Genomic DNA, 25,496 nt, shown 5'->3' on the forward strand with positions numbered 1-25,496 from the left:
GGGCGTCCATGCGAATCTGCCGGAATGATTCGGGAGGTGCCCATGGTGACGCTGTTTCGCATTGCCGCTCTCGCCGCCTTGGTCCTCACCACGTCCGCGCATGCGGCGGACATGGCTTTCTTCGCGAAGAACAAGCGTCCTGAGGCCATCGCGATCGAACTGTTCAGCCATGACCGCGAGACCGTCTGGCCGGGCAACGACAAGGTTTTCCTGATCGATCCGCGCTCGCAGAAATCGATCCCGATCTCCTGCAATGCCGGTGAGCGCATCTGCTACGGCGCCTGGGTGAACGGCAATGACAGCATTTCCGCCGGTGTCGGGCCCGACAACGACCAGCCCTGCGACACCTGCTGCTTCACCTGCGTCGAGCATTCGACCGAGACAATCGATCTGGTCGAGTGAGAAGCGGTCGGCCGCAGGCCGATCAATAGACAACGATTTGTCGATTGAAGCGACGAACGGTGAAGGCCCGGTCCGCCTTCGGGCGGATCGAAAGGTCCAGTGGAACCTTTTGAAGGCCCTGAACGCCCGAAGGGCAGGAAGCCATAGCGAAGGGCAATGCGCGGGGCACTACCCCGCCATCCGCTCGAACTTCATCACCCAGTTGAGCTCCCAGCTCTCCCCGCCGTCGGTCGAAAACGCCTGTTCCCAGCGTGGACTGGCGCCAGCCGTCCAAAGGAAGCGCACGCGCACGGGCCGGCCGCCCTCGACATCGTCGCCGAAGAACTCGCCGCGTCCATCGACAAAGCGGCCGATCGTGGGCGGAAACAGCCTGAAACTCTTGGTGTCCGACCAGTAGATCGACCACAGGCCGGATTCAGGATTGTAGAGCCTCAGCGTCATGCCGGTGAAGTCGCGCACGGGGACGAACATCTGGTCGAGATTGCCGCCGAAGCCGCCGCCCGGGATCGGCATCACGTTTTCGACGCGCGAGCTGGCGGGGAAGGTCTCCCAATCCGTCGAGCCGATCAGCCGGCCGCGCAGGAACTCGTTGGTGATCGACCATTCGCCGACCAGGAAATTGAAATCGTCAAATCCGCTCATCGTCCCCCTGCTGTCTCCAACCCTGGATGCATGCGTTTGATAGCAAGGGCCTCCAGACAGGGCAGTGTCAGGAGAGCGGACCGCCGTCGATGTTTTCGTAACGCCGCCACGCACGATCCGGCAGCCGCCGGCATGAAATGCAACCGCAGAAATCGGGACCGGATCGCCGCGATCCCCTTCCTCGCGGCACGGCGGCATGCCATGGATGTGTTGCGGTCGGACGGGCCGTTTCTTTTCGGGGGTTTACGATGTTTCACACCTATGCGCGCCGCACTCTGGCCGCGCTTTCTCTTGCCGTAATGCTCGCACCCGCGGCGCAGGCCGCCGACATCACCTTTGCCATCAAGAACAGCCATCCCAATGCCATGCGTGTCGAGCTCTACAGCCAGGACCGCGACTATGTCTGGCCCGGTGAAGGCAAGGACTATTACCTTGATGACGGCGAGACCAAGCAGCTGCCGATATCCTGCAACGAGGGCGAGTCGATCTGCTACGGCGCCTGGGTCGACGGCGACGAGGGAACATATTGGGGCGTCGGGCCCGGCAACAAGGAAAAATGCGAGGATTGCTGCTATAAATGCACCGGTGGCGAGACCGAGGAAATCAACCTCGTCCCCTGACCGGTTTGCCAGCTTGACGCTTTTCCTGGCTGGAACATAGCCTACGCAAAGGCAAATACCCAAAGTGCGCTGCTTCCGCCTGGGAGGCGGCGCGCTTCAGGCAACAGGAGCACAGCCGTGGCTGGCATGGTCGAAAGCGAAAAGATCGACGTCGGGTTTTCCGGCAAGCGCTGCATCCACTCACGCAATTGCGTGCTTGGCGATCCTCACGTCTTCGTGCCCAACGCGCCGGGGCAGTGGATCCATCCCGACGCGGCCAGCGTCGAGAAGGTCGTAGCCATCGCCGAAAACTGCCCTTCGGGCGCCATCACCTATGTCCGCAAGGATGGCGGACCGCAGGAGAAGCCGCCGGTGGTCAACACCGTGCGCATCCGCGAAAACGGCCCGCTGGCTGTTCATGCCGAGATCGTGATCGGCGATGAAACCACCTTCCGCGCCACGCTCTGCCGCTGCGGCGCCTCCGAAAACAAGCCGTTCTGCGACGGCAGCCACACCAAGGCCGGCTTTGCCGCCACCGGCGAGCCGGTGCTGAAGGACACGCCGGCGCTCGAAGCGCGGGACGGACCGCTCACCGTAAAGCCAACCGCGAATGGCCCGCTCAAGCTCGAAGGCAATCTCGAGATCGTTACCGGCACCGGCCATACGGTCGACCGGACGACTGTCGCCTTCCTGTGCCGCTGCGGCCATTCCGCCAACAAGCCCTACTGCGATGGCACGCACAAGAAGGTCGGGTTTGTGGGCTGAAGCCAGGACTCTCCGCCCTCGAGGGGGAGATCACCCTTGGCCTATCTCTCGCATCTTTATCGGCTGACCCGTATCGGCTAAGGGCGGGACAGCAAAGTTCCTCGCCTGTCCGGACACCCGCCAAAGATGACCCCCAGAAGCAAACCGCTGCCCCTGTTCCTCGGGATAGACACCGGCGGCACCTATACCGACGCCGTGCTGTGGTCGGAGGCGGGCGGGCCGCCGGAGGCGCCAAGCAAGGGCAAGGTGCTGGCCAAGGCCAAATCGCTGACGACACGCCACGATCTTGCGGTGGGCATTTCCGGCGCGGTCGACGCGGTGCTGGCGAAGGCCGGCACGGACCCGGCGGCGATAAAACTGGTGTCGATGTCGACCACGCTTGCCACCAACGCGCTGGTCGAGGGCCAGGGCGGCCGCGTGGCGTTGATCATGATCGGCTTTTCCGAGGCGGATCTCGCCCGCGACGGCCTGAAGACGGCATTGGGCACTGACCCGGTGGTGTTCTGCACCGGCGGCCATGACGTGCACGGCAATGCCGCGAAGCTGGACCTCTCGGCGCTGGAGACGGCGCTGCCCGAGCTCGAGAAATCCGTTTCCGGCTTCGCCGTCTGCGCCTATTTCGCCACCCGCAATCCCGCGCATGAGATCACCGCGCGCGACCTGATCCGCCAGAAGACCGGCCTGCCGGTCACCACCAGCCATGAACTGTCGGCAAAGCTCGGCGGCCCGCGCCGGGCGCTGACGACGCTGCTCAATGCCAGACTGATCTCGATGATCGACCGGCTGGTTGCGGCAACCGAAGGTTTCCTCGAAGCCCGCAAGATCGCGGCCCCGCTGATGGTGGTGCGTGGCGACGGCGCGCTGGTGTCGGCCGCTTTCGCCCGCCAGCGGCCGATCGAGACCATCCTGTCCGGGCCAGCCGCCAGCCTTGTCGGCGCCCGCCACATGACGGGCCTGGACAATGCCATGGTCTCCGACATTGGCGGCACCACCACCGACGTTGCGGTGCTCGACAAGGGCCGGCCGCGGCTTGACCCGGAGGGCGCCACGGTCGGCGGCTTCCGTACCATGGTCGAGGCTGTCGCCATGCGCACCTTCGGCCTTGGCGGCGATTCCGAAGTGACGCTCGAAGAGGGCGCGCTCAACCCGAAGATCCTGCTCGGACCCCGCCGCCTGGTGCCGCTGGCGCTGGCCGGCATGATGCATAAGGAAGCCGTCACCCTGGAGCTGGAGCGCCAGCTGCGTTCGCCAAACCCAGGCCGCATGGACGGCCGGTTCGCCGTCAGGACCGGCGTGCCCGACCGGCTGGCCGCCGGGCTGACCGGTGCCGAGGCGCGGCTCTATGAGGTGATAACGGCCACGCCGATCGCCATCGACAAGCTTCTGACCTCGAACGCGCAGAACGCGACGCTGAACCGGCTGGTGTCGCGCGGGCTGGTGCACATTGCCGGCTTCACGCCCTCCGACGCCGCGCATGTGCTGGCCAAGCAGGCGAACTGGGACGCGGCCTCGGCGCGCCTCGGCGCCGAGCTGTTCGCGCGCCGGCGCGACGGCCGGGGGCAAGCCATTGCCGCTTCGCCCGAGGCAATTTCGGAACGGGTGCTGGTGACGCTGACCCGCTGGTCGGCCGAATACATCCTCGAAACCGCCTTTGCCGAGGATGGGCTCGATGGCGCATCGACCGTGGCGCACGCGCTGGTGCAGCGCGCCGTCGACGCGCATCCCGGTATTGCGCGCTTCAGCGTCGCGCTCGACCGGCCGGTCATCGGCCTCGGCGCTTCCGCGCCGCTGCACTATGCCGGCCTGCCGCCATTGATCGGCAATGACTGCGTGGTGCCAGAGGATACCGATGTCGCCAACGCGCTCGGCGCGGTCGTCGGCCAGGTGCGGGTTTCGGCCGAAGCGCGGGTCAGCCAGCCCAAGGAAGGCTTGTTCCGCGTCGCCTCCGGCGAAACCGTGCGCGACTTTCTCGACGAGGCAACGGCAATCGCGTCGGCGGAAAGCGATGTCCGCGCCATTGCCGCCGCGCGCGCCATGGACGCCGGCACGGACAGCGCCGAAATCGAGGTCGTGACTGATTTCCGGGTCTCGACCGTGGAAGGCCAACGCATGTTCATCGAGGCGCATGTTGTGGCGGTGGCATCTGGAAGGCCAAGGATCGCGGTGTAGATTCAGCCGACGCCGGCCTGCAAATGGCCGCTTTGCACCTTAAGCCGAATTGACCGGGCAAACCCGACATGCCAAAGGCCCCGGGGCCGGCAAAGCCGGCCACAAGCATTGGAGAGCCGCTGATGACCGATCGCGTCGAGATCGCCGGATTGCAGATTGCCCGCGAGCTTCATGATTTCGTGGGGCAAGAAGCCGCGTCGGGCACCGGCATCGATCCGGGCAAATTCTGGCTGGGCTTTTCGGCCATCGTCCACGAGCTCGCCCCGAAGAACCGCGCGCTGCTCGCCAAGCGCGACGTCATGCAGGAAAAACTCGACAGCTGGTATCGCGACAATGGCGCGCCCGTCGACATGGACGCTTACAAGGGCTTTCTCAAGGAGATCGGCTATCTCGTGCCGGAAGGCCCGGCCTTCAGCGTGACGACGGAGAATGTCGACCCGGAGATATCGGTGGTCGCCGGGCCGCAGCTGGTGGTGCCGGTGATGAACGCGCGCTATGCGCTGAACGCCGCCAATGCGCGCTGGGGTTCGCTCTACGACGCGCTCTACGGCACCGACGCCATTCCCGAAACGGGCGGCGCGGAGAAGGGCAAGAGTTTCAACCCCGCGCGCGGCGCCAAGGTGGTTGCCTGGTCCAAGAATTTCCTCGACGAATCCGTGCCGCTCACCTCCGGCAAATGGGCGGGTGTGAACGGGCTTTCGGTGGCGAACGGCGCGCTGCGGCTGAGCGTGGGCGCCAGTTCGACCACGCTTGCCGACCCCAGGCAATTCGCCGGCTATCGCGGCGATGCGGCCAACCCCGATGCCGTGCTGCTGGTGAAGAACGGCCTGCACGTCGAGATCGTCATCGACCGCGACAACCAGATCGGCAAGACCGATCCGGCCGGCATTGCAGACATCATCCTGGAATCGGCTGTCACCACCATCCAGGACTGCGAGGATTCGGTTGCCGCCGTGGATGCCGAGGACAAGGTGGTCGTCTACCGCAACTGGCTGGGCCTGATGAAGGGCGATCTTGCCGAGGAGATCAGCAAGGGCGGCAAGACTTTCACCCGCAAGCTCAATCCCGATCGTACCTACACGGCGCCCAACGGCGGCACGCTGACCGTGCCAGGCCGCTCGCTGATGCTGGTACGCAATGTCGGCCACCTGATGACCAATCCGGCGATCCTCGACCGCGAAGGCAACGAAGTGCCGGAAGGCATCATGGATGCCGCCATCACGGCGCTGATCGCGCTGCATGATGTCGGCCCGCGGGGCGGCCGTGCCAATTCCCGCGCCGGTTCGATGTATGTGGTGAAGCCCAAGATGCATGGTCCGGAGGAAGTCGCCTTCGCCGCCGAGATTTTCGGCCGCGTCGAGGCGCTGCTCGGCATGGCCCCGAATACCATCAAGATGGGCATCATGGACGAGGAGCGGCGCACCACCGTCAACCTCAAGGAGGCGATCCGCGCCGCCAGGGAGCGCGTCGTCTTCATCAACACCGGCTTCCTCGACCGCACCGGCGACGAGATCCATACCTCGATGGAAGCCGGGCCGATGATCCGCAAGGGCGACATGAAGCAGGCCGCCTGGATTTCCGCCTATGAAGCGTGGAATGTCGACACTGGTCTCGAATGCGGGCTGGCCGGCCACGCGCAGATCGGCAAGGGCATGTGGGCGATGCCCGACCTGATGGCGGCGATGCTGGTGGAGAAGATCGCCCATCCCAAGGCCGGCGCCAACACGGCCTGGGTGCCGTCGCCGACGGCGGCGACGCTGCACGCGACGCACTATCACAAGGTCGATGTCCACGCGGTGCAGGCGGCGCTGAAAAGCCGGCCCAAGGCCAAGCTCGACGACATTCTGTCGGTGCCGGTCGCGGTACGCCCTAACTGGAGCGACGCCGACATCCAGAAGGAACTCGACAACAACGCACAGGGCATACTGGGCTATGTCGTGCGCTGGATCGACCAGGGCGTCGGCTGCTCGAAAGTGCCTGATATCAACGACGTCGGGCTGATGGAGGATCGTGCCACGCTGCGCATCTCCTCGCAGCACATCGCCAACTGGCTGCGCCACGATGTCTGTTCGCGCATCCAGGTGATGGATTCCCTGCGGCGCATGGCGGCCATCGTCGACCGGCAGAATGTCGGCGATCCGCTCTATCGGCCAATGGCACCGGATTTCGACAGTTCCATCGCCTTCCAGGCCGCCTGCGACCTGGTGTTCAAGGGCACTGTGCAGCCCAATGGCTACACCGAGCCGGTGCTGCATGCGCGGCGGCTGGAGCTGAAGGCGAGGGACAGGGCTGGGTAGGCGCCGACATCTCCCTCCCCCTTGAGGGGAGGGTGGCCCGAAGGGTCGGGAGGGGTCGCCGAAAACCCTCGGCCTCGCTCTATTTCGAAACGCCGCCCGAATCCGGGCCATTCCGACGATCCTCCTGCCGAGGCACATCGTCAGAATTGGAGTAGGCGCACCGCCGTTGCGGCCACTCCCGTTCGCTTCGCGGCCACCCTCCCTCAAGGGGCAGGGGAACGTCAGGCCGCCTGCGCCATCCGTTCAGACATCATCCGGTAGGAAATCGCTTCGGCGAGATGAATGCGGCCGACCGTTTCGCTGGCGTCGAGGTCGGCGAGCGTCCGCGCGACCTTGAGCACACGGTGATAGGCGCGGGCGGAAAAGCCGAGCTTTTCGCTGGCGTCCTTCAGCAGCGACAGGCCGGCGGCGTCCGGCGTCGCGATCGCCTCGATGATCGATGGCGAGCAGTGCGCGTTGGTGGTGGCGCTGATGACGCCGAGGCGTTCCAAACGCTCGCGCTGGATGGTCCGGGCGCGCGCCACGCGCAACGCCACGGCCTCGCTCTTCTCCGCCCGGTCCGGCCGGATCAGGTCGCTGGCCGAGACCGCCGGCACTTCGATGCGCAGATCGATGCGGTCAAGCAGCGGGCCGGAAATGCGCGCCTGGTAGTCGGTGCGGCAGCGGTCGCCACGCAGACAGCGATAGCCGGGTTCGCCGGCCATGCCGCAACGGCAAGGATTCATCGCCGCGACCAGCTGGATGCGCGCCGGATAGGTGACGCGGTGGTTGGCGCGCGCGATCATGCAGTCGCCGGTTTCCAGCGGCTGGCGCAGCGCATCCAGCGTCTGCGGCGTGAATTCGGGGAATTCGTCGAGGAACAGCACGCCGTGATGGGCGAGCGAGACTTCGCCCGGTCGGGCGCGTATGCCACCGCCGACCATGGCCGCCATCGAGGCCGAATGGTGCGGGGCGCGGAACGGGCGCCGGTCGGTCAGCTTGCCTTCACCGAGTTCGCCGGCCACCGAGGCGATCATCGAGACTTCCAGCAATTCCTTCGGCGCCAGCGGCGGCAGGATCGACGGCAGACGCTGCGCCAGCATCGATTTTCCCGAGCCGGGAGGCCCGACCATCAGCAGATTGTGGCCACCGGCCGCCGCCACTTCCAACGCGCGCTTGGCGGTCTCCTGGCCTTTGATATCGCATAGATCGGGCAGGTCGCGCGCCGAGGCATGGACGCCGGCCTCGGGTCGCGACAGCACCTGCGTGCCGCGAAAATGATTGGCGATCGCGATCAGGCTGCGTGGCGCCAGGATATCGAACTCCCGCCCCGCCCAGGCTGCCTCCGGTCCGCAGGCGAACGGACAGATCAGGCCCTTGCCTTCGGCATTGGCGCCGATCGCCGCCGGCAGCGCGCCGGCGACGGCGGCAATGGTGCCGTCGAGCGACAGTTCGCCCAGCACCACATAGCCGGCCAGCATGTCGCCGGGTATGGCGCCGAGCGCCGCCATCAAGCCGAGCGCGATGGGAAGGTCGTAGTGGCTGCCTTCCTTCGGCAGGTCGGCGGGCGCCAGATTGACGGTGACCTTCTTCGAGGGCATCGACAGGCCCGAGGCGTGAAGTGCCGCCTGCACCCGCTCGCGGCTCTCGGCCACCGCCTTGTCGGCGAGGCCGACGATATGCATGTTGACCTTGCCGGGCGCGATCATCACCTGGACATCGACCGGCACGGCCTCGATGCCCTGGAAAGCCACCGTGCGAACCCGCGCTACCATTTCTTCTCAAGCCCCCAAGAGACGGGCTCTCTCGCGGCTGCGATCAGGCCGCGAGAGAGGTCAGCCCATACAACCATGGATTTTCGTCTTGAGCAAGAACATTGCAGGAACATCTGCTTGCACAAGATCATCTGTCGCCCATGCGCGGTCTTCAACCGGGGGTCTTACAGCGCGCAATTAAGTTGAATGCTCGCAAGTCAAAGGCTCGACGACACCCGAGAGCCATCGCCGTGGTCAGGCGACCGCAGCCACTCGACGCCAAGGTTACACGACGTTCTATCTGGAGAGGGTGTTTGTCCTCGACAGGAGACGGCGTCCCCAACCCAGCAATGCTCCCTTGGGTTTCTCCACGACGGGCTGCGCGTACTTCGCGCAGAAATAGACGCAATAGGTCGTATTGCAGACCGAACTCTTGTCCCGCAGGCGGAGCGAGCCGTCGAGCATGTTGCCGAGTTGCGGTCCCCCACACAGGGAAACATCGCCCTCGGGGGTGATGGCCACGAACTTGTGGCCCGCATCGCATGTGCGTCCCTTGAAGGAGGGCACGCCGTCGAGATAGTCCTCGTCGCTGAAGAAGTTGATGGTCGGCGCCTCGCCCATGCCGTCGAGAACATTCCTGTAGGCGGTCTGGCCGCCGGCGAGCGCCTTCCTGAATCGCGCTCTGTCCACCTCGCTATAGGCATCCGGATAGCGTTTGCCCTGAAAATTTTCGCGCAGGATCTTGGGCGTCACGGCAAGTCCGGCATCGCGGATGGGACCGGCCATCTCGTCGAAGTTGGCGAGCACCTCGGGCGTCGCCACCATGGTGATCAGCATGGTGAAGCCGGCGTCGCGAAGCATCACCGCGCGTCGCACAAAGGCGGCAATGCCATTTTTCCTCTCCCGTTCGTTGGGATGGAAGGCAGCGTGTATGAAACGGATACGCCCCGGGTCAACCGCACCGATGAACGACAGGATCGTATCCAGGGACAGGTTGGTGTTGATCGACAGGTAATGGCGTTGCGTCAGCAACTGGCACAGGCGACCGAATTCGGGATAGGCGGTCGGCTCCCCTCCAGTGATGTGGAGGAGCCAGGTCAGCCCGGTGGCATCGAATGCCTCCTGCCACTTCTCCGGCCTGGCGTGAGCGCCTATCTTGGTGGCAAGGACTTCTGGCGGCGAGAAGCAATAGGTGCAGCGAAAATTGCAGCCCCGCAGGAGGGTCCAATCCGCTTCGACATCATAGAAGCGCGAAGCGTTCCGGGGAGCGCTGCCGTTGGTGAGAAGTGTCGAGGCCATCGCACGTCCATCCGCCATAGTCGTGCCCTGCTTCATGAAGCTCCGCCCGATCGCTTCTGGTAAAAAAGAAGAGCCTTGAACGGTTCGCTCAGGGTACCCGGGCAAGTGGCGAGAGTCCATGCACGCTCCGGAGCTTTAGCCGACCGGTTTCGGCGCTGCCGAAACCAACCAGTTGGGTGCGGTTGGAGTCTGGTGATCCGGCCCCCGCGAGCACAATCAATTGCTTGATCAAATCAAGAACATTGTCAGAACATGTGGCCGCTTAAGTTGCAACCCGATTGAGGCTGGTTGTAGAATTGGAACATGGTTAATACAAAATAAAAACGTCTAACGATCGCTTGCCCCTCACCGTCAGGCTCGAGCGAAGTCGGCCGTTTCGGCGGCGCCGACGTTGCCTGCCTGTCCTGGGACGCGGTCCAGGCCAGATATCGTAAAGGATTGCCGCTCAATCGGCCTGAGATATTGCAGGAGGTCGCGGGACGCCATCAACTCCATTTCTTCCGTTTTCGATTGCGAGGCGAGACGGCGGACGTCTTTCGGCGACATGCCAAAAAGCTTCTTGAAGGCGCGCGTGAATGCCGACGGATGGCTGAACCCAAGATCGAACGCCAATTGCGAGATACGTATCTCTGGCTCCATCGCGTCCGCCATCCGGCGAAAAGCATGGCGAAGCCTCCGTTCGTTGATATAGGCGCTGACACCCCCAAGCGGCTCAAACATCCGGTAAAGCGTCGAGCGGGTAATGCCAAAATCGTCAATGAGTGTGTGGAGTGTAAGCTCGGAACCGGATAGCCGCTGCTCGATGGCGGCCTTGATTGCGGCCAGTGACACCGCCCTACGGCCTGACCTGGCTTCGTTCGGCTGGCTTGACAAAGGTTCAAGACATGCCGCCGCCAATTGGATGATCGTGTCGGCGACAGCACCGGCCTCGGAAACCGGGAGACCCGGTCCCACTGCGATCACGTTTTCCATCACGCCGCGCAGGATCGTCGTCAGCGGCCCTTGCGGGCGTACGAATCCGTGAGCGTCGTCAAGGAATGGCACCATTGGCTCAAGCCTGCGGCGCGACACGGCCAGGCTGACATTCTCGACCACCGGCGCTTCGATTGTCACTTCCTGCGAAAGGTCGATGAACGCGAAATCCCCGGCCTCGACACGTTTGGTTTTGCCGGCAATCGTCATGGTGAGATGGCCGCGCGTGTAGCAGACGAGCAGGATTTGATCCATGCCGTGACGCGCCATGGTTCTCATCGTGCGGGTGAAACGGCCGGCGCTGCTCTTGGCCCGCGAAACCGTCACGTGGGGCAGGCCATAGATTTCGGATGTCGCAAAGAACGGGACATCCTTCGCGAAAGGCGGCACCTCGAAATCGAAGGCCGGCGATATCATTTTCGCAAAAGACACAGTGCTTTGAGGGTCATTTTCAGGAAATACCCCCTGGTAACAATCGATATAGACCGTCTGCTTGCCTTTAAGCGAATTCATGAAGACACACTCTTGTCGTTGCCTGCGAGATTGTCACACGGCGGAGATAAGCTCAAACGATCCCCACAGGTTTATTTCGCGAAGCGACGCTTTACCCGTGATCCCAATTGTTTAACCCAGCGTCCCAAGCGGCCACATTCGGCTTGAATGCAACGCAAGGCCGTTGGAACAGTCCCGGTGGGGCAATGGGTGCGTGCGAACATGGTTTTCCAGCACCTTCATCAGGGTGCAGGGGTTATCGTGGCTGTGGGAAATCACTTTATGCGCTGGGCCGTTCTGGCCCGCTTTCTTGTTGGTGCGGCGGTCCTTTTCACAGGATTGACCGGCACTGGCCCGTGGACCGCGAGCGCTGGTGCCGGCCCATTGCCACCCAACTCCGCGGTGTCGTTCAATGTCGCACATGGACTGGCTAGCCAGGTCGTTACAGCGACAATGACCCTGTCAAATCCCAACGCCGCCACGATCCTCACGGGTATAGCGACTCAATTCGTCATTTCTAATGGCGCGGCATTCGCTTCGCCGGCCAACTTGTCCAACAGCTGCGGCGGCAGCGTTAATGCAAATTCCGGAGATTCCATTGCAAGCGTCTCGGGCGCGAGTTTGGCAAGCGGCGCAAGCTGTACAATCAATGTCGACGTGCAGCTGCCACCCTCCCCCGGATTTACGTCACTCTACAACCGCAACTCCAATGGCGCCACAGCCAACGAATCTGGGAGCGCAAAGGGAACGGATGCTTATGCGGCACTCTCCATTTCTGTTCCTCCATCGGTGGCGGCAGCGTTCAGCCCAACCTCGATCACCGCGGCGCAGACGTCAACGCTGACCCTGACCATAACCAATCCCAATCAGTATACCGGCAGTGATCAGTTGACCGGGATTGCCCTCGCGGCTTCGGCATTGCCCGCCAATCTCACCCTGGCCGGCGGCGGCAATTCCACCAACTCCTGCACCAACAGCACGTTCAACGCGGGGACTCTCAGTCTCAGCGGCGTTACGCTGGACGCCCATTCAAGCTGCACGGTGACTGTGCAGGTGACTTCGTCCGTAGCCGCGGGTTACAGCTATACGACCGGCGTCGTTTCGGCCACCGGACCACTAACCCTCACTGGAACCAAAGCCACGACGGCCACGCCGTTGACCGTGACGGCTCTGTCCCCACCGAACGCCGCACTGTCATATATCTATTCAGGCACGCCGATTGCTGGCCAGGTGGTGAAGGGGCAATTGGTTCTGACAAATCCCAATCCGGCGGCGCTTACAGGCATTGCCGTCAGTATCCATAACAGCAATGGCGCCAGCTTTCCCTCACCAGACAATCTGGTCAACGGGTGTGGTGGCAGTGTCAACGTCGGCAATGGGCCCAATGGCCTTGTTGTCTCAGGCGCAAGTCTTCCAGGCCTTGGCAGTTGCACCCTTACAGTCGACATTCGGCTTCCATCGTCCGCAGGCTTTACGTCCATTGATACGAATACACAGGCTGCTACAGCCACGGAATCCGGCAGCGCGTCTGGAACCCAGGGCTACGCGACCCTCAACTTCTATAACTTGCTCACGACCACCCAAGCTGTCGGCCAGTTGAACTTCTATCAAGGCGTGGCCATCAATTCTGTCATACCCGTCGCGGCGGGTGGTGGCGCACCCGCAATAACGCTCGGCATATCGCCGGCTTTGCCGACAGGCCTGCAATTCGACACTTCAACCGGCGCCATCACCGGAACCGCCACCAGTACTTCGGCGACAAAAACCTACACCGTAACGGCAACCGATCAGTCCAATCCGTCACAAAACTCGTCCAAGACATTCGATTTGACCGTCAACGCAGCAGTGACAGCCGCTCAGACGGTGCCCGCAAAAATCTTGACCCAGAATTACGCCGCGACCGCCTTCGTGCCCGTCACAGGCGGAGGCGGCGCGGCACCTCTGACCTATAGCATCAGTCCCTCTCTCCCCAGCGGCGTGTCGATCAGCCCGACAACCGGCGGCATCTCCGGTGCCCCGTCGGCTGCAGGCGGTGCCGTGACCTATACTGTAACGGTGACGGATGCCTTGGGCGCCCAGGCCAGCAACACGTTCCAGATGGCGGTCAACAGTGCGGTCACCGCCACGCAGGCTGTTGGTGCGACAGACCTGACCCAGAACCATGCCGCCACGCCCTTCATCCCCGTCACCGGGTCGGGAGGCCTCGCGCCCTTGACTTATAGTGTATCCCCGGCGTTGCCCACGGGACTGAGCTTCGGCAGTTCCACCGGGCAGATCAGCGGCACGCCAACCATTCCGTCAACGGGCTCGTCCTATTCCGTGACGGTGACTGATGCGAATGGCGCAACGGCAACCAATATCTTCACCCTGACGGTCAACGGAGCGGTCACGGCGACGCAGGCGGTATCGACGACGATATTGACCCAGAACCACGCGGCCACATCATTCACCCCAGTAACCGGCGCTGGTGGAACCAGTCCGCTGTCCTATGGCGTCTCGCCGCCCCTGCCCGCAGGATTGAGCTTCGACACCTCGAACGGACAGATCAGCGGCACGCCGTCCACCGCATCGGCGGCTGGCACCTACACCGTGACAGTCACCGACGCTCAAGGCGCCACCGCCACCGCCACCTTCGGCCTCGCCGTCACCAGCGGGGTCACCGCCACGCAAGCGGTGGCGACGACAATACTGACCGAGAACCATGCAGCGACATCGTTCACCCCTGTCACCGGGTCGGGTGGTGCCGGAAGCCTGACCTACGGCGTGTCACCGGGCCTGCCCGCCGGACTGAACTTCAATACGGCGAACGGGCAAGTCACCGGCACGCCAAGCGTCACATCAGCCGCCACGACCTATACCGTGACGGTGACCGACGCCAATGCGGCCACGGCATCCAGCACATTTTCGCTTGCCGTCGAGAGCGCCGTCACCGCGACACAGGCGGTGGCCACGAAGTCCCTCACTGTCACCACGCCGGTGACGCCGTTCACGCCCGTTACCGGCGGCGGTGGAACCAGCCCCCTCTCCTATGGCGTCTTGCCCGCCCTGCCCGCAGGTCTGAGCTTTGGCACCACCAACGGGCTGGTGAGCGGCACGCCAACCGTGGTCAGTGCAGCGGCCAGCTATGAGGTGACGGTCACGGACGCCAACGGTGCGACGGCGACGAACAGCTTCAGCCTGAAGGTCGACAGCATCGGACAGACCATCACCTTCACCTCCACACCGCCCAGCCCCGTCCATGTCCATTCGCCGGACTATCTGGTGTCGGCCACCGGCGGCGCTTCCGGCGAGCCCGTCCTGTTCTCGATCGACGCTTCGAGCGGCGTGGGCGTATGCAGCATTTCCGGCAGCACCGTGTCCTTCCTCTCGGCGGCGGGCAGTTGCGTGGTGAACGCCAACCAGGCAGGCAATGCCCAGTACGCGGCGGCCCAGCAAGCACAGCAGACGATCACGGTCTTGACGACGGATGTTGGCGCGGTGACCAAGGCGATCGGTGGCTTCATCTCGGACCGTGCCAACCAGATCGTCAGCAACCAGGCTGACTTCGGTCGTCATGGCATGGACCGTTTGAACGAGGCCGCAGGCCAAAATGGCGGCGGCTCTTCGGGCTCCACAAATCAAGAGGTAGTGGCGACACCGAAGTCCGATCTGCCACTTTCGGCTTTCGGATCACATGCGGGAGCGGGCGGTACTCTCATCCCGATTGCCGCCATGGCCTATCAAGCCACCGGTGGCCTGCAGGATGCCTATGGCCTGCAGGCCACGCTGCTGGGTGCCGTGCAGAACGCCGGTCAGTCAGGATCGATGGACCGGCTCAGCTATTCCGGCGCCTTTGATGCCACGTTGAATGCCCATGACGGCTTTGCCGCTTCGTTCCACGGCTCGCTATCGCAGTTCAGGAAGTGGCAGGATGCGGTACTTGGCGTGAACGGTTCACAGGGCGGCGGCTCGCATTCCTACTCGCCCTTCGACCTGTGGGCAGAGGGCATCTACGCCGGTTACAATGGCGAACGCACCGGCCAGTTCGGCCTGTTCACCGCTGGCGCCGACTATGTGATCAACCCCAATTTACTGATTGGTGCGTTCACGCAGGTCGACGCGATGAAACAGACGTCAGGCACGACGATCTCCGGCACCGGCTGGATGGCCGGGCCTTACGCCACCGTGCGCCTCACCGACCAGATGTTCTGGACGTTGCGGGCCGGCTGGGGCCGCTCCGGCAACAGCCTTCCTGAGTCTGGTGACTTCACGTCTACAAGGTGGCTGGCCTCGACGGAAGTCGCGGGCAAGTGGACGCTGGGGCAGGGCGTGACCTTCACACCCAATCTGGGCTTCACCTACTTCCAGGACACGACCGACGCCTACAAGGACACTTTTGGCGTCACCATTCCGGGCGTGAAGACCGAGTTGGGCCAGCTCAAATTCTCTCCTGAACTCTCTTACGGTTTTGCCACCGACGGCGGACTGTGGGTCGAGCCATCGCTCACGCCGGAACTGATCTGGAACTTCGCCTCCACCAATGTGGATGGCCTGGGCGCGCTATCCGACACAGCAACGGGCCCGACAGGCCTGCGCGGCCGGATCAAGGCTGGCCTCGACTTCCGTACCCAGGGGGGTGTGGCCATGGCGACTGCCATTTCCTATGATGGCATAGGAGCCACCGGCTACTCCGCCATCGCTGCACAGGCGCGGATCAATGTGCCGCTGAACTGACTGTCTGATGATCACCAGTGCGATCAACCGCGCTGCACGAAATGAAAATGGCTTATGCCCGCTTCGCCTCGACCGCATCCCAGAACAGGCTGGCGATGTCGGCGCCGCCGAAGCGGCGGACTTCGCGCACGCCGGTCGGCGACGTCACGTTGATCTCGGTCATGTAGTCGCCGATCACGTCGATGCCGACCAGGATGAAACCGCGCGCTTTCAGCGACGGGCCGATGCGCGCGCAGATCTCGCGTTCGCGTTCCGTCAGCTCGGTCTTCTCGGCGCGGCCGCCGACATGCATGTTGGAGCGGGAATCGTGCTCGGCCGGCACGCGGTTGATGGCGCCTACCGGCTCGCCGTCGATCAGGATGATGCGCTTGTCGCCCTTGCGCACGTCCTTGAGATAGCGCTGCACGATGTAGGGCTCGCGGAACATCTGGCCGAACATTTCCAGCAGCGAGGCCAGGTTGCGGTCGGCCTCGTGCAGATGGAAGATGCCGGCGCCGCCATTGCCGTAGAGCGGCTTGACGATGATGTCGCCGAACTCCTTGCGGAAGGCGGCGACCTCGAGCGGATCCTTGGTGATCAGCGTCTCCGGCATCAGGTCGGAAAACTCGGTGACGAAAATCTTTTCCGGGCTGTTGCGCACCCAGGCAGGGTCGTTGACCACCAGCGTCTTCGGATGGATGCGCTCGAGGATGTGCGTGGTGGTGATGTAGTTCATGTCGAAGGGCGGATCCTGCCTGAGCAGGACGACATCCATCTCCGACAGGTCGGTGCGCACCTTCTCGCCCAGCGAATAATGGCTGCCCTTTTCATCCCGCACCGTCATTTCCTCGATGCGGGCAAACACCTTGCCATCTAGCAGCGACAGCCGGTCGGGCGTGTAGTGGAACAGGAGGTGGCCGCGCCGCTGTGCTTCCAGTGACAGCGCGAAGGACGTATCCCCGGCAATCGACACGGTGGAGATGTGGTCCATCTGGACGGCGATTTTCAGCTTCATGGCGGGTCCCCAGCGCAGTCGACCAGAGCGATATAAGGAACCCGCGGCGTTCTGCCAATCGGGCCAGCGCCGGATGCGGCTTGGGGCTGCCGGCGAGGCTTGGCGGAACGGGCCCTCAGCGGTCGAACACCAGCCGCGAATAGCCGAGGAATGACAGGGTCATGGCAACCAGCGAGGCGGCGAAGAGTGCGGCCAAGGGCGGTACCGCCGGAAGCGCCAGCAGGATGGCCGAATAGACGAGATAGTTGACGATGCTGGTGGCGATGCCGACGCCGCCATAGCGCGCGCCTTCCCGTGCGATGCCACGGCTGGAGGGCCGGAAGGTCAGGTTCCGGTTGATCGACCAGGTGACGCAAAGCGCGAAGCCGATCGAAAGTATGCGGGCGACGAAAGGCCCTAGCGGCGTCACGTCCAGAAGCAACCAGAGTGCCGCCGCATCGGCAAAAAAGCCGATGCCGCCGGCGAAAATGAAACGGACGATGCGTTTCATGGTCAGTCGTCAGGCCGCGCGGGGCGTCTTGCCGTGCGGGGTCTTGAGCGTTTCGGGCTCGCCCGCAGGCTCGCGGCGCTCGACGCGGCCCGACGGCATCGACAGATAGAAGATGCGCTTTTGCTCGGCCCGGCCGCGCGACACGGAATCGAGGATCAGCCCGGTCACCGCCGCCAGCATGGACAGCAGCAGCAACGCGACGGACAGCACCCAGGTCGGCAAGCGCGGGACGAGGCCGGTCTCGACGAACACGATCAGCACCGGCGCCATCAGGAACAGGCTTGATCCGAGGAAGAATATCGAAAAGGCGCCGAAAAAGCGCAGCGGCTGCGTTTCCTTCAACAGCATGGCGAACATCCACAGGATCCTGGCGCCGTCGCGATAGGTCGACAGTTTCGAGGACGACCCTTCCGGACGGCGGCCATAGTCGAGCGCGATCTCGCTGACCGGCAGTTTGAGCTGCGAGGCATGGACCGACATTTCGGTCTCGATCTCGAAGCCGCCGGACACGGCCGGGAAGCTCTTGACGAAACGCCTGGTGAAGGCGCGATAGCCGGAGAAGATGTCGGTAAAGTCGGTGCCGAACAGCCATTTGTAGAGGCTGTTGAAGATACGGTTGCCGAAAGCGTGGCCGGCCCTGCCGGCATCGTCGGTAACGCCGCGCCTGGTGCCGACCACCATGTCGGAGCGTTCGGTCAGCAGCGTGTTGATCAGCTGCGGCGCGTCCTCGGGGGCGTAGGTGCCGTCGCCATCCGCCATCAGGTAGATGTCGGCGTCGATGTCGGCGAACATGCGGCGCACCACATTGCCCTTGCCCTGGCGCGGCTCGCGCACGACGATGGCGCCCGCCGCGCGTGCCCGCAGCGCGGTCAGATCCTTGGAATTGTTGTCGTAGACATAGATCCGCGCCGAAGGCAGCGTTTCGCGAAACCGCCTGACCACCTCGGCGATCGTCAGTTCCTCGTTGTAGCAAGGCAAGAGCACGGCGATGGACGGTTCATAGCGAACTTCTTGCGGCATTTTCGTCTCCGGCGCCTCGCCCGGCGACATGGCGGCGCTGAAAGCCGGCCTCCCCAGGCGGCTTTACTATTTATTGAAGCCGTTAAGGCTAGGTTAGGACCGGTCGACATTCCTCCAAAGGTCATGAAATGGGCACAGCCAAGGACGGCGCCTGGAAGTTCGATCTCGCGCTGGCGCTGCTTGCCGCGCTGGCGGCCGTTGCCGTCGGTGCCTATGCGGGTTTCCCGCAACTGGCCAACGCCCATGGCGACAACGACAGCCTGCTGCAGCTGGTCGAGGTTCGCGACCTCCTGGCCGGCCAGGGCTGGTTCGACATGCATCAATACAGGATGGGGCCCGAAGGCGGTTTCGTCATGCACTGGTCGCGGCTGCTCGACGCTCCCCTTGCCCTCGGCATCCTCGCCGTCTCGGGCCTGACCGGCAGCATGCCGCTTGCCGAGAAAATCGTGCAGGTGCTCTGGCCAGCCCTGCAATTGTGGCTTTCGATGTTCTTCATCATTCGCGCGGCGCGCAATTTCGGCGGAGAGCGCGCTGTCGTGCCGGCGGTCATTGTCGGCGGCGCGGCGCTCTACTATCTCGGGATTTTTTCACCGGGTTCGCTCGACCACCACAATATCCAGCTGACGCTGACCCTGGCGAGCCTCAGCCTGCTGCTCGACGCGCCGGCCCGCGGATGGGCGGCCTTGCCGTCGGGGATCTGCGCGGCGCTGACCATAGCCATCGGCATGGAAAGCGCCCCCTATGCCGGAGCCCTCGGCGTCATCGTCGCCATGCTGTTCCTTGCAGGGGGGCACGGAGAGCGGACGATCGCCCGCGATTTCGGCCTCGGCTTTGCCGGCATTTCCGCCTTCGTTTTCGTCACCACGGTGCCGATGTCCGCATGGGGCCAGGGGCAATGCGATGCATTCTCGATCGTGCAGTTCGTGGTCGCCGCCGTCGGCGGCGCCGGCCTTGCGGCCATTGCCACGGTCGATGCCATGAACCGCACGCCGCAGCGCCGGGTGATGTCGCTCGGCCTGCTTGCGGCGGCGCTGGGCGCCATCGTCGTGCTCATGTTCCCGCAATGCCTGGCGATGCCCTACGCAAATCTCGACCCCCGGATCAAGACGCTGTGGCTCGACCATATCGACGAGGCGCAGTCCCTCTACAAACTCGTCTTCTCGGACCCGGCGCGGGTCGCGGCGCGCTATGCCACGCCCCTGCTTGCGATCATCCTGATGGCGCTTCGCCTGCGCCGCGGCGGCTGGCGCCGACAGGACAGCTTCGTCGGCGCATTGCTCCTCGTCGCCTTCGTCGTCAGCGCCTGGGAAGTGCGCGCCTCGACATTCTCGATTGCCTTCGCGGTAATCCCGCTTTCGGCCTGGATCGCGAAATGGCGCGAACGGGCGGAAACGAGCGCCTCGCGCGGCGTCGCCTTGCGGATGGCGGCGGTTTGGCTGGTTTCCGTGAATGCCGTGTGGACAGGCGCCGCGGCCGCCGCCTCCATCGCTTTCGACACCAGCAAGCCTGCCGCGGGCGGGATCAGCGCCGATGCCGTCTGCGAGAGCAAGGCCACATTCGCCATGCTTGGCCAGCAGCCGCGAACCACGGTGCTGGCGACTTCCAATCTCGGGTCGCCCATCCTGGCCTACACCGGACATCGCGTTTTCGCCGGGCCCTACCATCGCAACATCGCCGGAAACCTGCTGGCGCTCGACGCCTTCATGGGCCCGGCCGCTACCGCCAGGACGATCATCAGTGATCATCACGTCGGTCTCGTCGCGGTGTGCCGCGGCAACCCAGAAACCAGACTTCTCACCTTCAACGCGCCAGGAGGTTTTCTGGCTGGTCTTGTGAGCGGCAGCGTACCGGAATGGCTTGAACCGGTCGCACCAACGCAGGGTAGCCAGCTCGAACTCTACCGCGTGCGGCCAAACAGTTGAGAAGTATTTTTCAACTGTTCGGGCCAGACTAGATTGCCCTGACAAAAGTCGACTTGGGGATACGTTTCCTAAAGGGTTTGCTGCCAGTCTGGAAATAAATTCCGAGTTCTAGAACAGGGACACCGATGCAAACTTCGTTTGGCACCGGTCAGGCAAACAGGGAGACGACGGATCTGGCGTTTACAGATCCGTTGACCGGGCTTGGCAATCATCGTCGATTCTTCGACAAGGTCGACCGCCTGATCAGCGATCGGGCCGACGACCCGGCGCCGTTCACCGTCGGCATCCTCGACCTGGACGGCTTCAAGCCGATAAACGATTTGTTCGGGCACAAGGCCGGCGACGACATCCTGATCCAGGTGGCGATGCGGCTGCGCGCCTCGATGGACGGCTACTCGACGGTCTGCCGCATCGGCGCCGACGAGTTCGCCTTTCTCTATCCGATGGTGTTCAGCGAGGAGGCCGCGGCCGAGAAATCCCGCATGCTGATCGAGATCCTGTCGGCGCCCTACGATGTCGGCGAACGCACCGCCAGGCTTTCGGCCTCGGTCGGCTGCTCGCTGTTCTATTCGGGCGACGAGACCACCGAAATCCTCGTCAACAAGGCCGAGACCGCCTTGTACCACGCCAAGCGTTCGGGACGCGGACGGGTGGTCGTCTACACACGCGAGATGGAAGAGGCGGCCAAACGCGTCACCCGCATCGAACAGGCCCTGCGCCGCGCCGTCTCGGCCGGCGAGGTGGAGCCGCATTTCCAGCCCATCGTCGATCTCAACACGCGCCGCACCGTTGGCTTCGAGACGCTGGCGCGCTGGACCGACCGCGATCTCGGCTCGGTGCCGCCAACGGTGTTCATTCCCATCGCCGAGGAGCGCGGCATCATCGGCCCGCTGTCGCAGCTGGTGCTGCGCAAGGCCACCGAAGCCGCCCGGAGCTGGCCCAAGGACCTGTTCCTGTCCTTCAACCTGTCGCCGTCGCAGCTCGTCGACCAGAACACCGGCCTGCACATACTGGCGATCCTCGACCGCACCGGCTTCGATCCGCGCCGGCTGGAGATCGAGATCACCGAAACCGGCCTGATGAACGATCCGGCCTCGGCCGAAAAGATCGTCGAGGATTTGCGCCGCGTCGGCATCCGTGTGTCGCTGGACGATTTCGGCACCGGGCAGTCCTCGCTTGGCCGGTTGCGCGAATTCCATTTCGACAAGCTCAAGATCGACCGCGCCTTCGTCTCCTCCATCCTCGACGACCGTCCTTCGGAACACATCATCCGGGCCATCCTGGCCATGTGCGAGGGGCTTGGCATGGACGTTGTCGCCGAAGGCATCGAGCAGGAGGCGCAGGCCGACCGGCTCGTCCAGTTCGGCTGTGCCGGGGGGCAGGGGTACCTGTTCGGCAGGCCGGTCGACGCCGACGCGACGCTCGGCTACCTGCGTGATTCATTCCGGGGCGCCCTTCACGCCAAGGCGATCTGAAAGCCGATCAGCGATCCGACCGCGATGCGGCCGAGCTGACGATGCGGCTCGATGTCTTTTTGTCAGACATAAGCAAAACGAATCTGCTTTTCGCCCTTGCCCGACGGACGTGTCTGGCTAGGATGCGCGCCGGTCACGCTTGGAGATACAGATCATGATGCCATCGGCGCATTTTGCCGACCTCGAAGGTGCTTCGGTGCTGATCACCGGTGGTGGTTCCGGCATCGGCGCCGCGCTGACCGAGGGGTTCGTGCGCCAGGGCGCGCATGTCGCCTTCATCGACATCGCCGATGGCCCCAGCCTGATGCTTGCCGACCGCATCGAGAAAGAGCACGGACGCCGGCCCCTCTATCTGAAGACCGATCTGCGCGACATCGATGCGTTGCGCGCCGCGGCGGCCAAGGCGGCCGAAGCGCATGGCGATGTCACCGTGCTGATCAACAATGCCGCTGTCGACGATCGCCACGCCGTGGAGGATGTGACGGTGGAATTCTGGGACAACAACCAGGCGATCAATCTGCGGCCGCACTTCTTCACCGCGCAGGCGGTGGCGCCGGGCATGAAGCTGGCCGGAGGCGGATCGATCATCAACTTCACCTCGACATCCTATCTGATCAATCATCCCGACATGCCCTCCTATACCGCCGCCAAGGCGGCGATCGTCGGCCTGACCAAGGGCCTGGCCGGCAAGCTCGGGAACGACGGCATCCGCGTCAACGCGGTCGCCCCCGGCTGGGTGATCACCGAACGGCAACGCGAGCTCTGGGTGACGGAGCAGGCTCTCGCCGCCCATGTCGCCAAACAGTGCATCAAGGAAGTGATGCAGCCCGACGACATGGTCGGGACGGCATTGTTCCTGGCGTCGGATGCTTCGCGCATGCTGACCGCGCAGATGCTGATCGTCGACGGTGGCTTCCTGTGAGCGGGACAGCTTCCGTCGCCGCCATCGACTGGGGCACGACGCGCCTGAGGGCCTGGCTGATCGACGAAACGGGAAAGGTCCTTGCCGAGCGCCGTGGCGACGATGGGCTGATCACCGCGCAGCAGAAAGGCTTTTCGACCATTCTTGAAGGCCATCTGGCGGCCATGGGCGCGCCCGCCGAGCTGCCTGTCATCATCTGCGGCATGGCAGGCTCGCGCCAAGGCTGGCTGGAGGCGCCCTATGTCACCGTGCCCTCGCCGATCGACGCCATCCTCGCGGGCGCTGCCCGCGTTCCCGGCCAGAGGCGCGACATCCGCATCGTTCCGGGCCTTGCCCAGCGCCAAGCCGACGCACCGGACGTCATGCGCGGCGAGGAAACGCAGCTCGCGGGCGCTGGTTTGCCGGCAAAGGGACGTCATATCGTCTGCATGCCCGGCACGCATTCCAAATGGGTCGTGGTCGAGGATGGCGGCGTCGCCGGCTTCTGCACCTGGCCGACCGGCGAACTGTTCTCGGTGCTGGCCGATCATTCGATCCTGCGCCATTCGCTGGGCGAACATCCGAAGCCGGTCACGGCGGATAACCCGTTCTTCCGGCGCTGGTGCGAGACGGCGCTGGCCGAGGGCGGCGATGTCACATCGAGGCTGTTCTCGATCCGCGCCGCCGGCCTGCTTCAGGACCTCAAGCCCGATGATGCGGCGGCTTGCCTGTCTGGCCTGCTGATCGGCGGCGAAATCGCTTCGGCGCGGCGCCGCTATGGAGCCACATCCACATCCATCGTGCTGATTGCTTCCGGCGCGCTGGCGTCACTCTACGGAGAGGCGCTTGGCCTTGCCGGGCTGGCGGTCAGGCCCGTCGACGCGGACGAAGCCGTACGCGCCGGCCTGATCGAAGCGGCAAGAGAGAATGGCATGATTGCCCGCAACGGAGTTGCCCGATGACGCAGACAGCCGCCTTTCCAAAGCTCAAGCGCGGGCTGGTCGCTATCCTTCGCGGTCTTAAAGCGTCCGACGCGATAGAAATGGGCAAGGCAATCTTCGACGCAGGCATCGAGGCGATCGAGGTGCCGCTCAATTCGCCTCAGCCTTTTTCGTCCATCGCCAGAATCGTGGAAGTGCTTCCGAAAACCGCCCTGGTCGGCGCCGGCACGGTGCTGACGCCCGCCGATGTCGACGGCCTGCACACGGCTGGCGGGCGGCTGCTGGTCAGCCCCAACATCGATGCCGACGTCATGGGCCGCGCGATGCATTACGGCATGGTGACGATGCCGGGCGTGCTGACACCGACCGAGGCCTTCCTGGCGATCCGGCTCGGGGCGTCGGCGCTGAAGTTCTTCCCGGCCAGCGTGATCGGCGCGGCCGGCATTTCCGCCATGCGCGCGGTGCTGCCGCCCTCGACGCTGGTGGGTGCGGTCGGCGGCGTTTCAGACAAGGACTTTGCCGGTTACAAGGCGGCCGGGGTCACTGTTTTCGGGCTCGGTTCCAGTCTGTTCAAGCCGGGCATGAGCGTGGACGAGGTGGCGACCCGCGCGCACGCCGCCGTCGCGGCCTGGGACGCGGCTTTCGGAGACGCATGATGAGCGAGATCGTTTCCGTCTTTTCCGACCATGTCTGCCAGCTTGGCGAGGGGCCGAGCTATGACCCCGGCAGCGACGCGCTGTTCTGGTTCGACATCGTCAACGGCCACATGCTGGAGAAGGGTCTTTCCAGCGGCGTGGTCAAGGTCCACGAACTCGGCCAGATGGCAAGCGCGGTCGCCATCATCGACGACAGCCGTCAGCTGATCGCCACCGAAACCGGCCTGCACGTGCGCGATGTCGCGACCGGCAAACTGACGCTGCACACGGCGATCGAAGCCGACAATCCAGTTACCCGCTCCAACGATTCGCGCGTTCACCCCTGCGGCGCCTTCTGGGTGGGCACGATGGGCAAGAAGGAAGAGAAGGGCGCCGGCGCTATCTACTGGTTCTTCAAGGGCGAGCTGCGCAAGCTGTATTCGGACATCACGGTCTCGAACTCGATCTGCTTTTCCGAGGATGGAGCCATCGCCTACTATACCGATACCAGCAGCGGCCTGCTGATGCGCGTCGCCTGCGACCCGGCAACCGGCCTGCCTTCCGGCGAACCGAAGGTCTTTGTCGATCATCGCTCGTCCAGGGGCTATATAGACGGCTCCGTGCTCGATCGCGACGGCATCCTCTGGAATGCCTGCTGGGGCGGCAAGGCCGTCGAGGCCTACGGTCCCGACGGCAAGCTTGTCCGTTCGGTCGCCATGCCGGTGACGCAGCCCTCCTGCCCGGCCTTTGTCGGCAGGAAAGCCGACCGGCTGGCGGTGACTTCGGCGTGGTCGGGGAAGGATGAGAAACAGCGGCAGCTCGATCCGCAGGCCGGCATGACGTTCCTGCTCGACATTCCCGTCAACGGCCGCTTCGAGCCGCGCGTGCTGATCGCCTGAGTTTGCCGCGCGCGAGATGACGCACCGCGTCGTTGCAGTCCTGCCGCTGTCACCCAGGCGTCCGGGACGCGTCGGTTTCGCGAAAGCCGTTTCTCCCGGCCATGCGATGGTAGGCCAACCCGCCCGCCAGGAACCG

Annotated in this window: 19 protein-coding genes; 12 read left to right on the forward strand and 7 right to left on the reverse strand. The window is 64.0% G+C overall.

Annotated features, from left to right (window positions below):
• Positions 1-42: 42 nt before the first annotated feature.
• Entirely contained in the window at positions 43-402 is a 360-nt protein-coding gene (locus ACO07C_RS17170) for a hypothetical protein (protein WP_421915344.1), read from the forward strand.
• Between the two features lie 168 nt (positions 403-570).
• Here the strand turns inward: ACO07C_RS17170 and ACO07C_RS17175 are convergent, their stop codons facing one another.
• Positions 571-1,044 carry a hypothetical protein gene (locus ACO07C_RS17175; protein WP_421915345.1) on the reverse strand — a complete coding sequence of 158 codons (474 nt, stop codon included), beginning with the start codon at positions 1,042-1,044 and terminating at the stop codon, positions 571-573.
• Positions 1,045-1,292: 248 nt separating this feature from the next.
• On the opposite strand from ACO07C_RS17175, the gene ACO07C_RS17180 reads away from it, so the two are divergent.
• The 4 genes from ACO07C_RS17180 (at position 1,293) to ACO07C_RS17195 (ending at position 6,874) form a co-directional block, all read left to right on the forward strand.
• Complete coding sequence (locus tag ACO07C_RS17180) at positions 1,293-1,664, forward strand: hypothetical protein (protein WP_421915346.1); 372 nt, start codon at positions 1,293-1,295, stop codon at positions 1,662-1,664.
• A 117-nt stretch (positions 1,665-1,781) separates the two neighbouring features.
• Positions 1,782-2,408, forward strand: coding sequence for a CDGSH iron-sulfur domain-containing protein (locus tag ACO07C_RS17185; RefSeq protein ID WP_421915347.1), 627 nt, complete (start codon positions 1,782-1,784; stop codon positions 2,406-2,408).
• 126 nt (positions 2,409-2,534) lie between these two features.
• Positions 2,535-4,577, forward strand: coding sequence for a hydantoinase/oxoprolinase N-terminal domain-containing protein (locus ACO07C_RS17190; protein WP_421915348.1), 2,043 nt, complete (start codon positions 2,535-2,537; stop codon positions 4,575-4,577).
• Positions 4,578-4,699: 122 nt separating this feature from the next.
• Entirely contained in the window at positions 4,700-6,874 is a 2,175-nt protein-coding gene (locus tag ACO07C_RS17195; RefSeq protein ID WP_421915349.1) for a malate synthase G, read from the forward strand.
• Between the two features lie 221 nt (positions 6,875-7,095).
• Here ACO07C_RS17195 and ACO07C_RS17200 read toward each other — a convergent pair whose 3' ends face one another.
• The 3 genes from ACO07C_RS17200 to ACO07C_RS17210 all read right to left on the reverse strand — a co-directional run bounded on the left by ACO07C_RS17200 (position 7,096) and on the right by ACO07C_RS17210 (position 11,391).
• Positions 7,096-8,628, reverse strand: coding sequence for a YifB family Mg chelatase-like AAA ATPase (locus tag ACO07C_RS17200; RefSeq protein WP_421915350.1), 1,533 nt, complete (start codon positions 8,626-8,628; stop codon positions 7,096-7,098).
• A 276-nt stretch (positions 8,629-8,904) separates the two neighbouring features.
• Positions 8,905-10,026, reverse strand: coding sequence for a radical SAM protein (locus ACO07C_RS17205; RefSeq protein WP_421915351.1), 1,122 nt, complete (start codon positions 10,024-10,026; stop codon positions 8,905-8,907).
• 231 nt (positions 10,027-10,257) lie between these two features.
• Positions 10,258-11,391 carry a helix-turn-helix domain-containing protein gene (locus ACO07C_RS17210; RefSeq protein WP_421915352.1) on the reverse strand — a complete coding sequence of 378 codons (1,134 nt, stop codon included), beginning with the start codon at positions 11,389-11,391 and terminating at the stop codon, positions 10,258-10,260.
• A 261-nt stretch (positions 11,392-11,652) separates the two neighbouring features.
• On the opposite strand from ACO07C_RS17210, the gene ACO07C_RS17215 reads away from it, so the two are divergent.
• Complete coding sequence (locus ACO07C_RS17215) at positions 11,653-16,083, forward strand: putative Ig domain-containing protein (RefSeq protein ID WP_421915353.1); 4,431 nt, start codon at positions 11,653-11,655, stop codon at positions 16,081-16,083.
• A gap of 52 nt (positions 16,084-16,135) precedes the next feature.
• On the opposite strand, the gene gshB is transcribed toward ACO07C_RS17215, so the two are convergent.
• From gshB to ACO07C_RS17230, 3 genes are all read right to left on the reverse strand, one after another.
• On the reverse strand, positions 16,136-17,077 hold the full coding sequence (gshB, locus tag ACO07C_RS17220) for a glutathione synthase (RefSeq protein ID WP_421915354.1): 942 nt from the start codon (positions 17,075-17,077) through the stop codon (positions 16,136-16,138).
• A 115-nt stretch (positions 17,078-17,192) separates the two neighbouring features.
• The gene (locus tag ACO07C_RS17225) at positions 17,193-17,567 is read right to left on the reverse strand and encodes a GtrA family protein (RefSeq protein WP_421915355.1); all 375 of its coding nucleotides are present in this window, start codon (positions 17,565-17,567) and stop codon (positions 17,193-17,195) included.
• A 9-nt stretch (positions 17,568-17,576) separates the two neighbouring features.
• Positions 17,577-18,587: a glycosyltransferase gene (locus ACO07C_RS17230; protein WP_421915356.1), complete on the reverse strand. Its 1,011-nt coding sequence runs from the start codon at positions 18,585-18,587 to the stop codon at positions 17,577-17,579.
• A gap of 128 nt (positions 18,588-18,715) precedes the next feature.
• Between ACO07C_RS17230 and ACO07C_RS17235 the strand changes: the two genes are divergently transcribed.
• From ACO07C_RS17235 to ACO07C_RS17260, 6 genes are all read left to right on the forward strand, one after another.
• A complete protein-coding gene (locus tag ACO07C_RS17235; RefSeq protein ID WP_421915357.1) occupies positions 18,716-20,509 on the forward strand; it encodes a GtrA family protein in 1,794 nt (597 codons plus the stop codon).
• 125 nt (positions 20,510-20,634) lie between these two features.
• On the forward strand, positions 20,635-21,984 hold the full coding sequence (locus ACO07C_RS17240; protein WP_354461839.1) for a putative bifunctional diguanylate cyclase/phosphodiesterase: 1,350 nt from the start codon (positions 20,635-20,637) through the stop codon (positions 21,982-21,984).
• A 154-nt stretch (positions 21,985-22,138) separates the two neighbouring features.
• On the forward strand, positions 22,139-22,906 hold the full coding sequence (locus ACO07C_RS17245) for an SDR family NAD(P)-dependent oxidoreductase (protein WP_421915358.1): 768 nt from the start codon (positions 22,139-22,141) through the stop codon (positions 22,904-22,906).
• Positions 22,903-23,847, forward strand: a complete 945-nt coding sequence (locus tag ACO07C_RS17250) for a 2-dehydro-3-deoxygalactonokinase (protein ID WP_421915359.1) — start codon at positions 22,903-22,905, stop codon at positions 23,845-23,847. Before ACO07C_RS17245 ends, ACO07C_RS17250 begins: the two co-directional genes overlap by 4 nt.
• A complete protein-coding gene (locus ACO07C_RS17255; protein WP_421915360.1) occupies positions 23,844-24,482 on the forward strand; it encodes a 2-dehydro-3-deoxy-6-phosphogalactonate aldolase in 639 nt (212 codons plus the stop codon). The genes ACO07C_RS17250 and ACO07C_RS17255 overlap by 4 nt, the downstream gene beginning before the upstream one ends.
• On the forward strand, positions 24,479-25,360 hold the full coding sequence (locus ACO07C_RS17260) for an SMP-30/gluconolactonase/LRE family protein (RefSeq protein ID WP_421915361.1): 882 nt from the start codon (positions 24,479-24,481) through the stop codon (positions 25,358-25,360). The genes ACO07C_RS17255 and ACO07C_RS17260 overlap by 4 nt, the downstream gene beginning before the upstream one ends.
• The last annotated feature ends 136 nt before the right edge of the window (positions 25,361-25,496 follow it).

This window comes from Mesorhizobium sp. (assembly GCF_965229135.1).
Lineage (GTDB): Bacteria > Pseudomonadota > Alphaproteobacteria > Rhizobiales > Rhizobiaceae > Mesorhizobium.

Bases quoted from the DNA above. Each gene is read 5' to 3' on its own strand.
- ACO07C_RS17170 (WP_421915344.1), top strand. From the start codon at position 43: ATGGTGACGCTGTTTCGCATTGCCGCTCTCGCCGCCTTGGTCCTCACC.
- ACO07C_RS17175 (WP_421915345.1), bottom strand. From the start codon at position 1,044: ATGAGCGGATTTGACGATTTCAATTTCCTGGTCGGCGAATGGTCGATC.
- ACO07C_RS17180 (WP_421915346.1), top strand. From the start codon at position 1,293: ATGTTTCACACCTATGCGCGCCGCACTCTGGCCGCGCTTTCTCTTGCC.
- ACO07C_RS17190 (WP_421915348.1), top strand. From the start codon at position 2,535: ATGACCCCCAGAAGCAAACCGCTGCCCCTGTTCCTCGGGATAGACACC.
- ACO07C_RS17195 (WP_421915349.1), top strand. From the start codon at position 4,700: ATGACCGATCGCGTCGAGATCGCCGGATTGCAGATTGCCCGCGAGCTT.
- ACO07C_RS17200 (WP_421915350.1), bottom strand. From the start codon at position 8,628: ATGGTAGCGCGGGTTCGCACGGTGGCTTTCCAGGGCATCGAGGCCGTG.
- ACO07C_RS17205 (WP_421915351.1), bottom strand. From the start codon at position 10,026: ATGGACTCTCGCCACTTGCCCGGGTACCCTGAGCGAACCGTTCAAGGC.
- ACO07C_RS17210 (WP_421915352.1), bottom strand. From the start codon at position 11,391: ATGAATTCGCTTAAAGGCAAGCAGACGGTCTATATCGATTGTTACCAG.
- ACO07C_RS17215 (WP_421915353.1), top strand. From the start codon at position 11,653: ATGCGCTGGGCCGTTCTGGCCCGCTTTCTTGTTGGTGCGGCGGTCCTT.
- gshB (WP_421915354.1), bottom strand. From the start codon at position 17,077: ATGAAGCTGAAAATCGCCGTCCAGATGGACCACATCTCCACCGTGTCG.
- ACO07C_RS17225 (WP_421915355.1), bottom strand. From the start codon at position 17,567: ATGAAACGCATCGTCCGTTTCATTTTCGCCGGCGGCATCGGCTTTTTT.
- ACO07C_RS17230 (WP_421915356.1), bottom strand. From the start codon at position 18,587: ATGCCGCAAGAAGTTCGCTATGAACCGTCCATCGCCGTGCTCTTGCCT.
- ACO07C_RS17235 (WP_421915357.1), top strand. From the start codon at position 18,716: ATGGGCACAGCCAAGGACGGCGCCTGGAAGTTCGATCTCGCGCTGGCG.
- ACO07C_RS17240 (WP_354461839.1), top strand. From the start codon at position 20,635: ATGCAAACTTCGTTTGGCACCGGTCAGGCAAACAGGGAGACGACGGAT.
- ACO07C_RS17245 (WP_421915358.1), top strand. From the start codon at position 22,139: ATGATGCCATCGGCGCATTTTGCCGACCTCGAAGGTGCTTCGGTGCTG.
- ACO07C_RS17255 (WP_421915360.1), top strand. From the start codon at position 23,844: ATGACGCAGACAGCCGCCTTTCCAAAGCTCAAGCGCGGGCTGGTCGCT.
- ACO07C_RS17260 (WP_421915361.1), top strand. From the start codon at position 24,479: ATGATGAGCGAGATCGTTTCCGTCTTTTCCGACCATGTCTGCCAGCTT.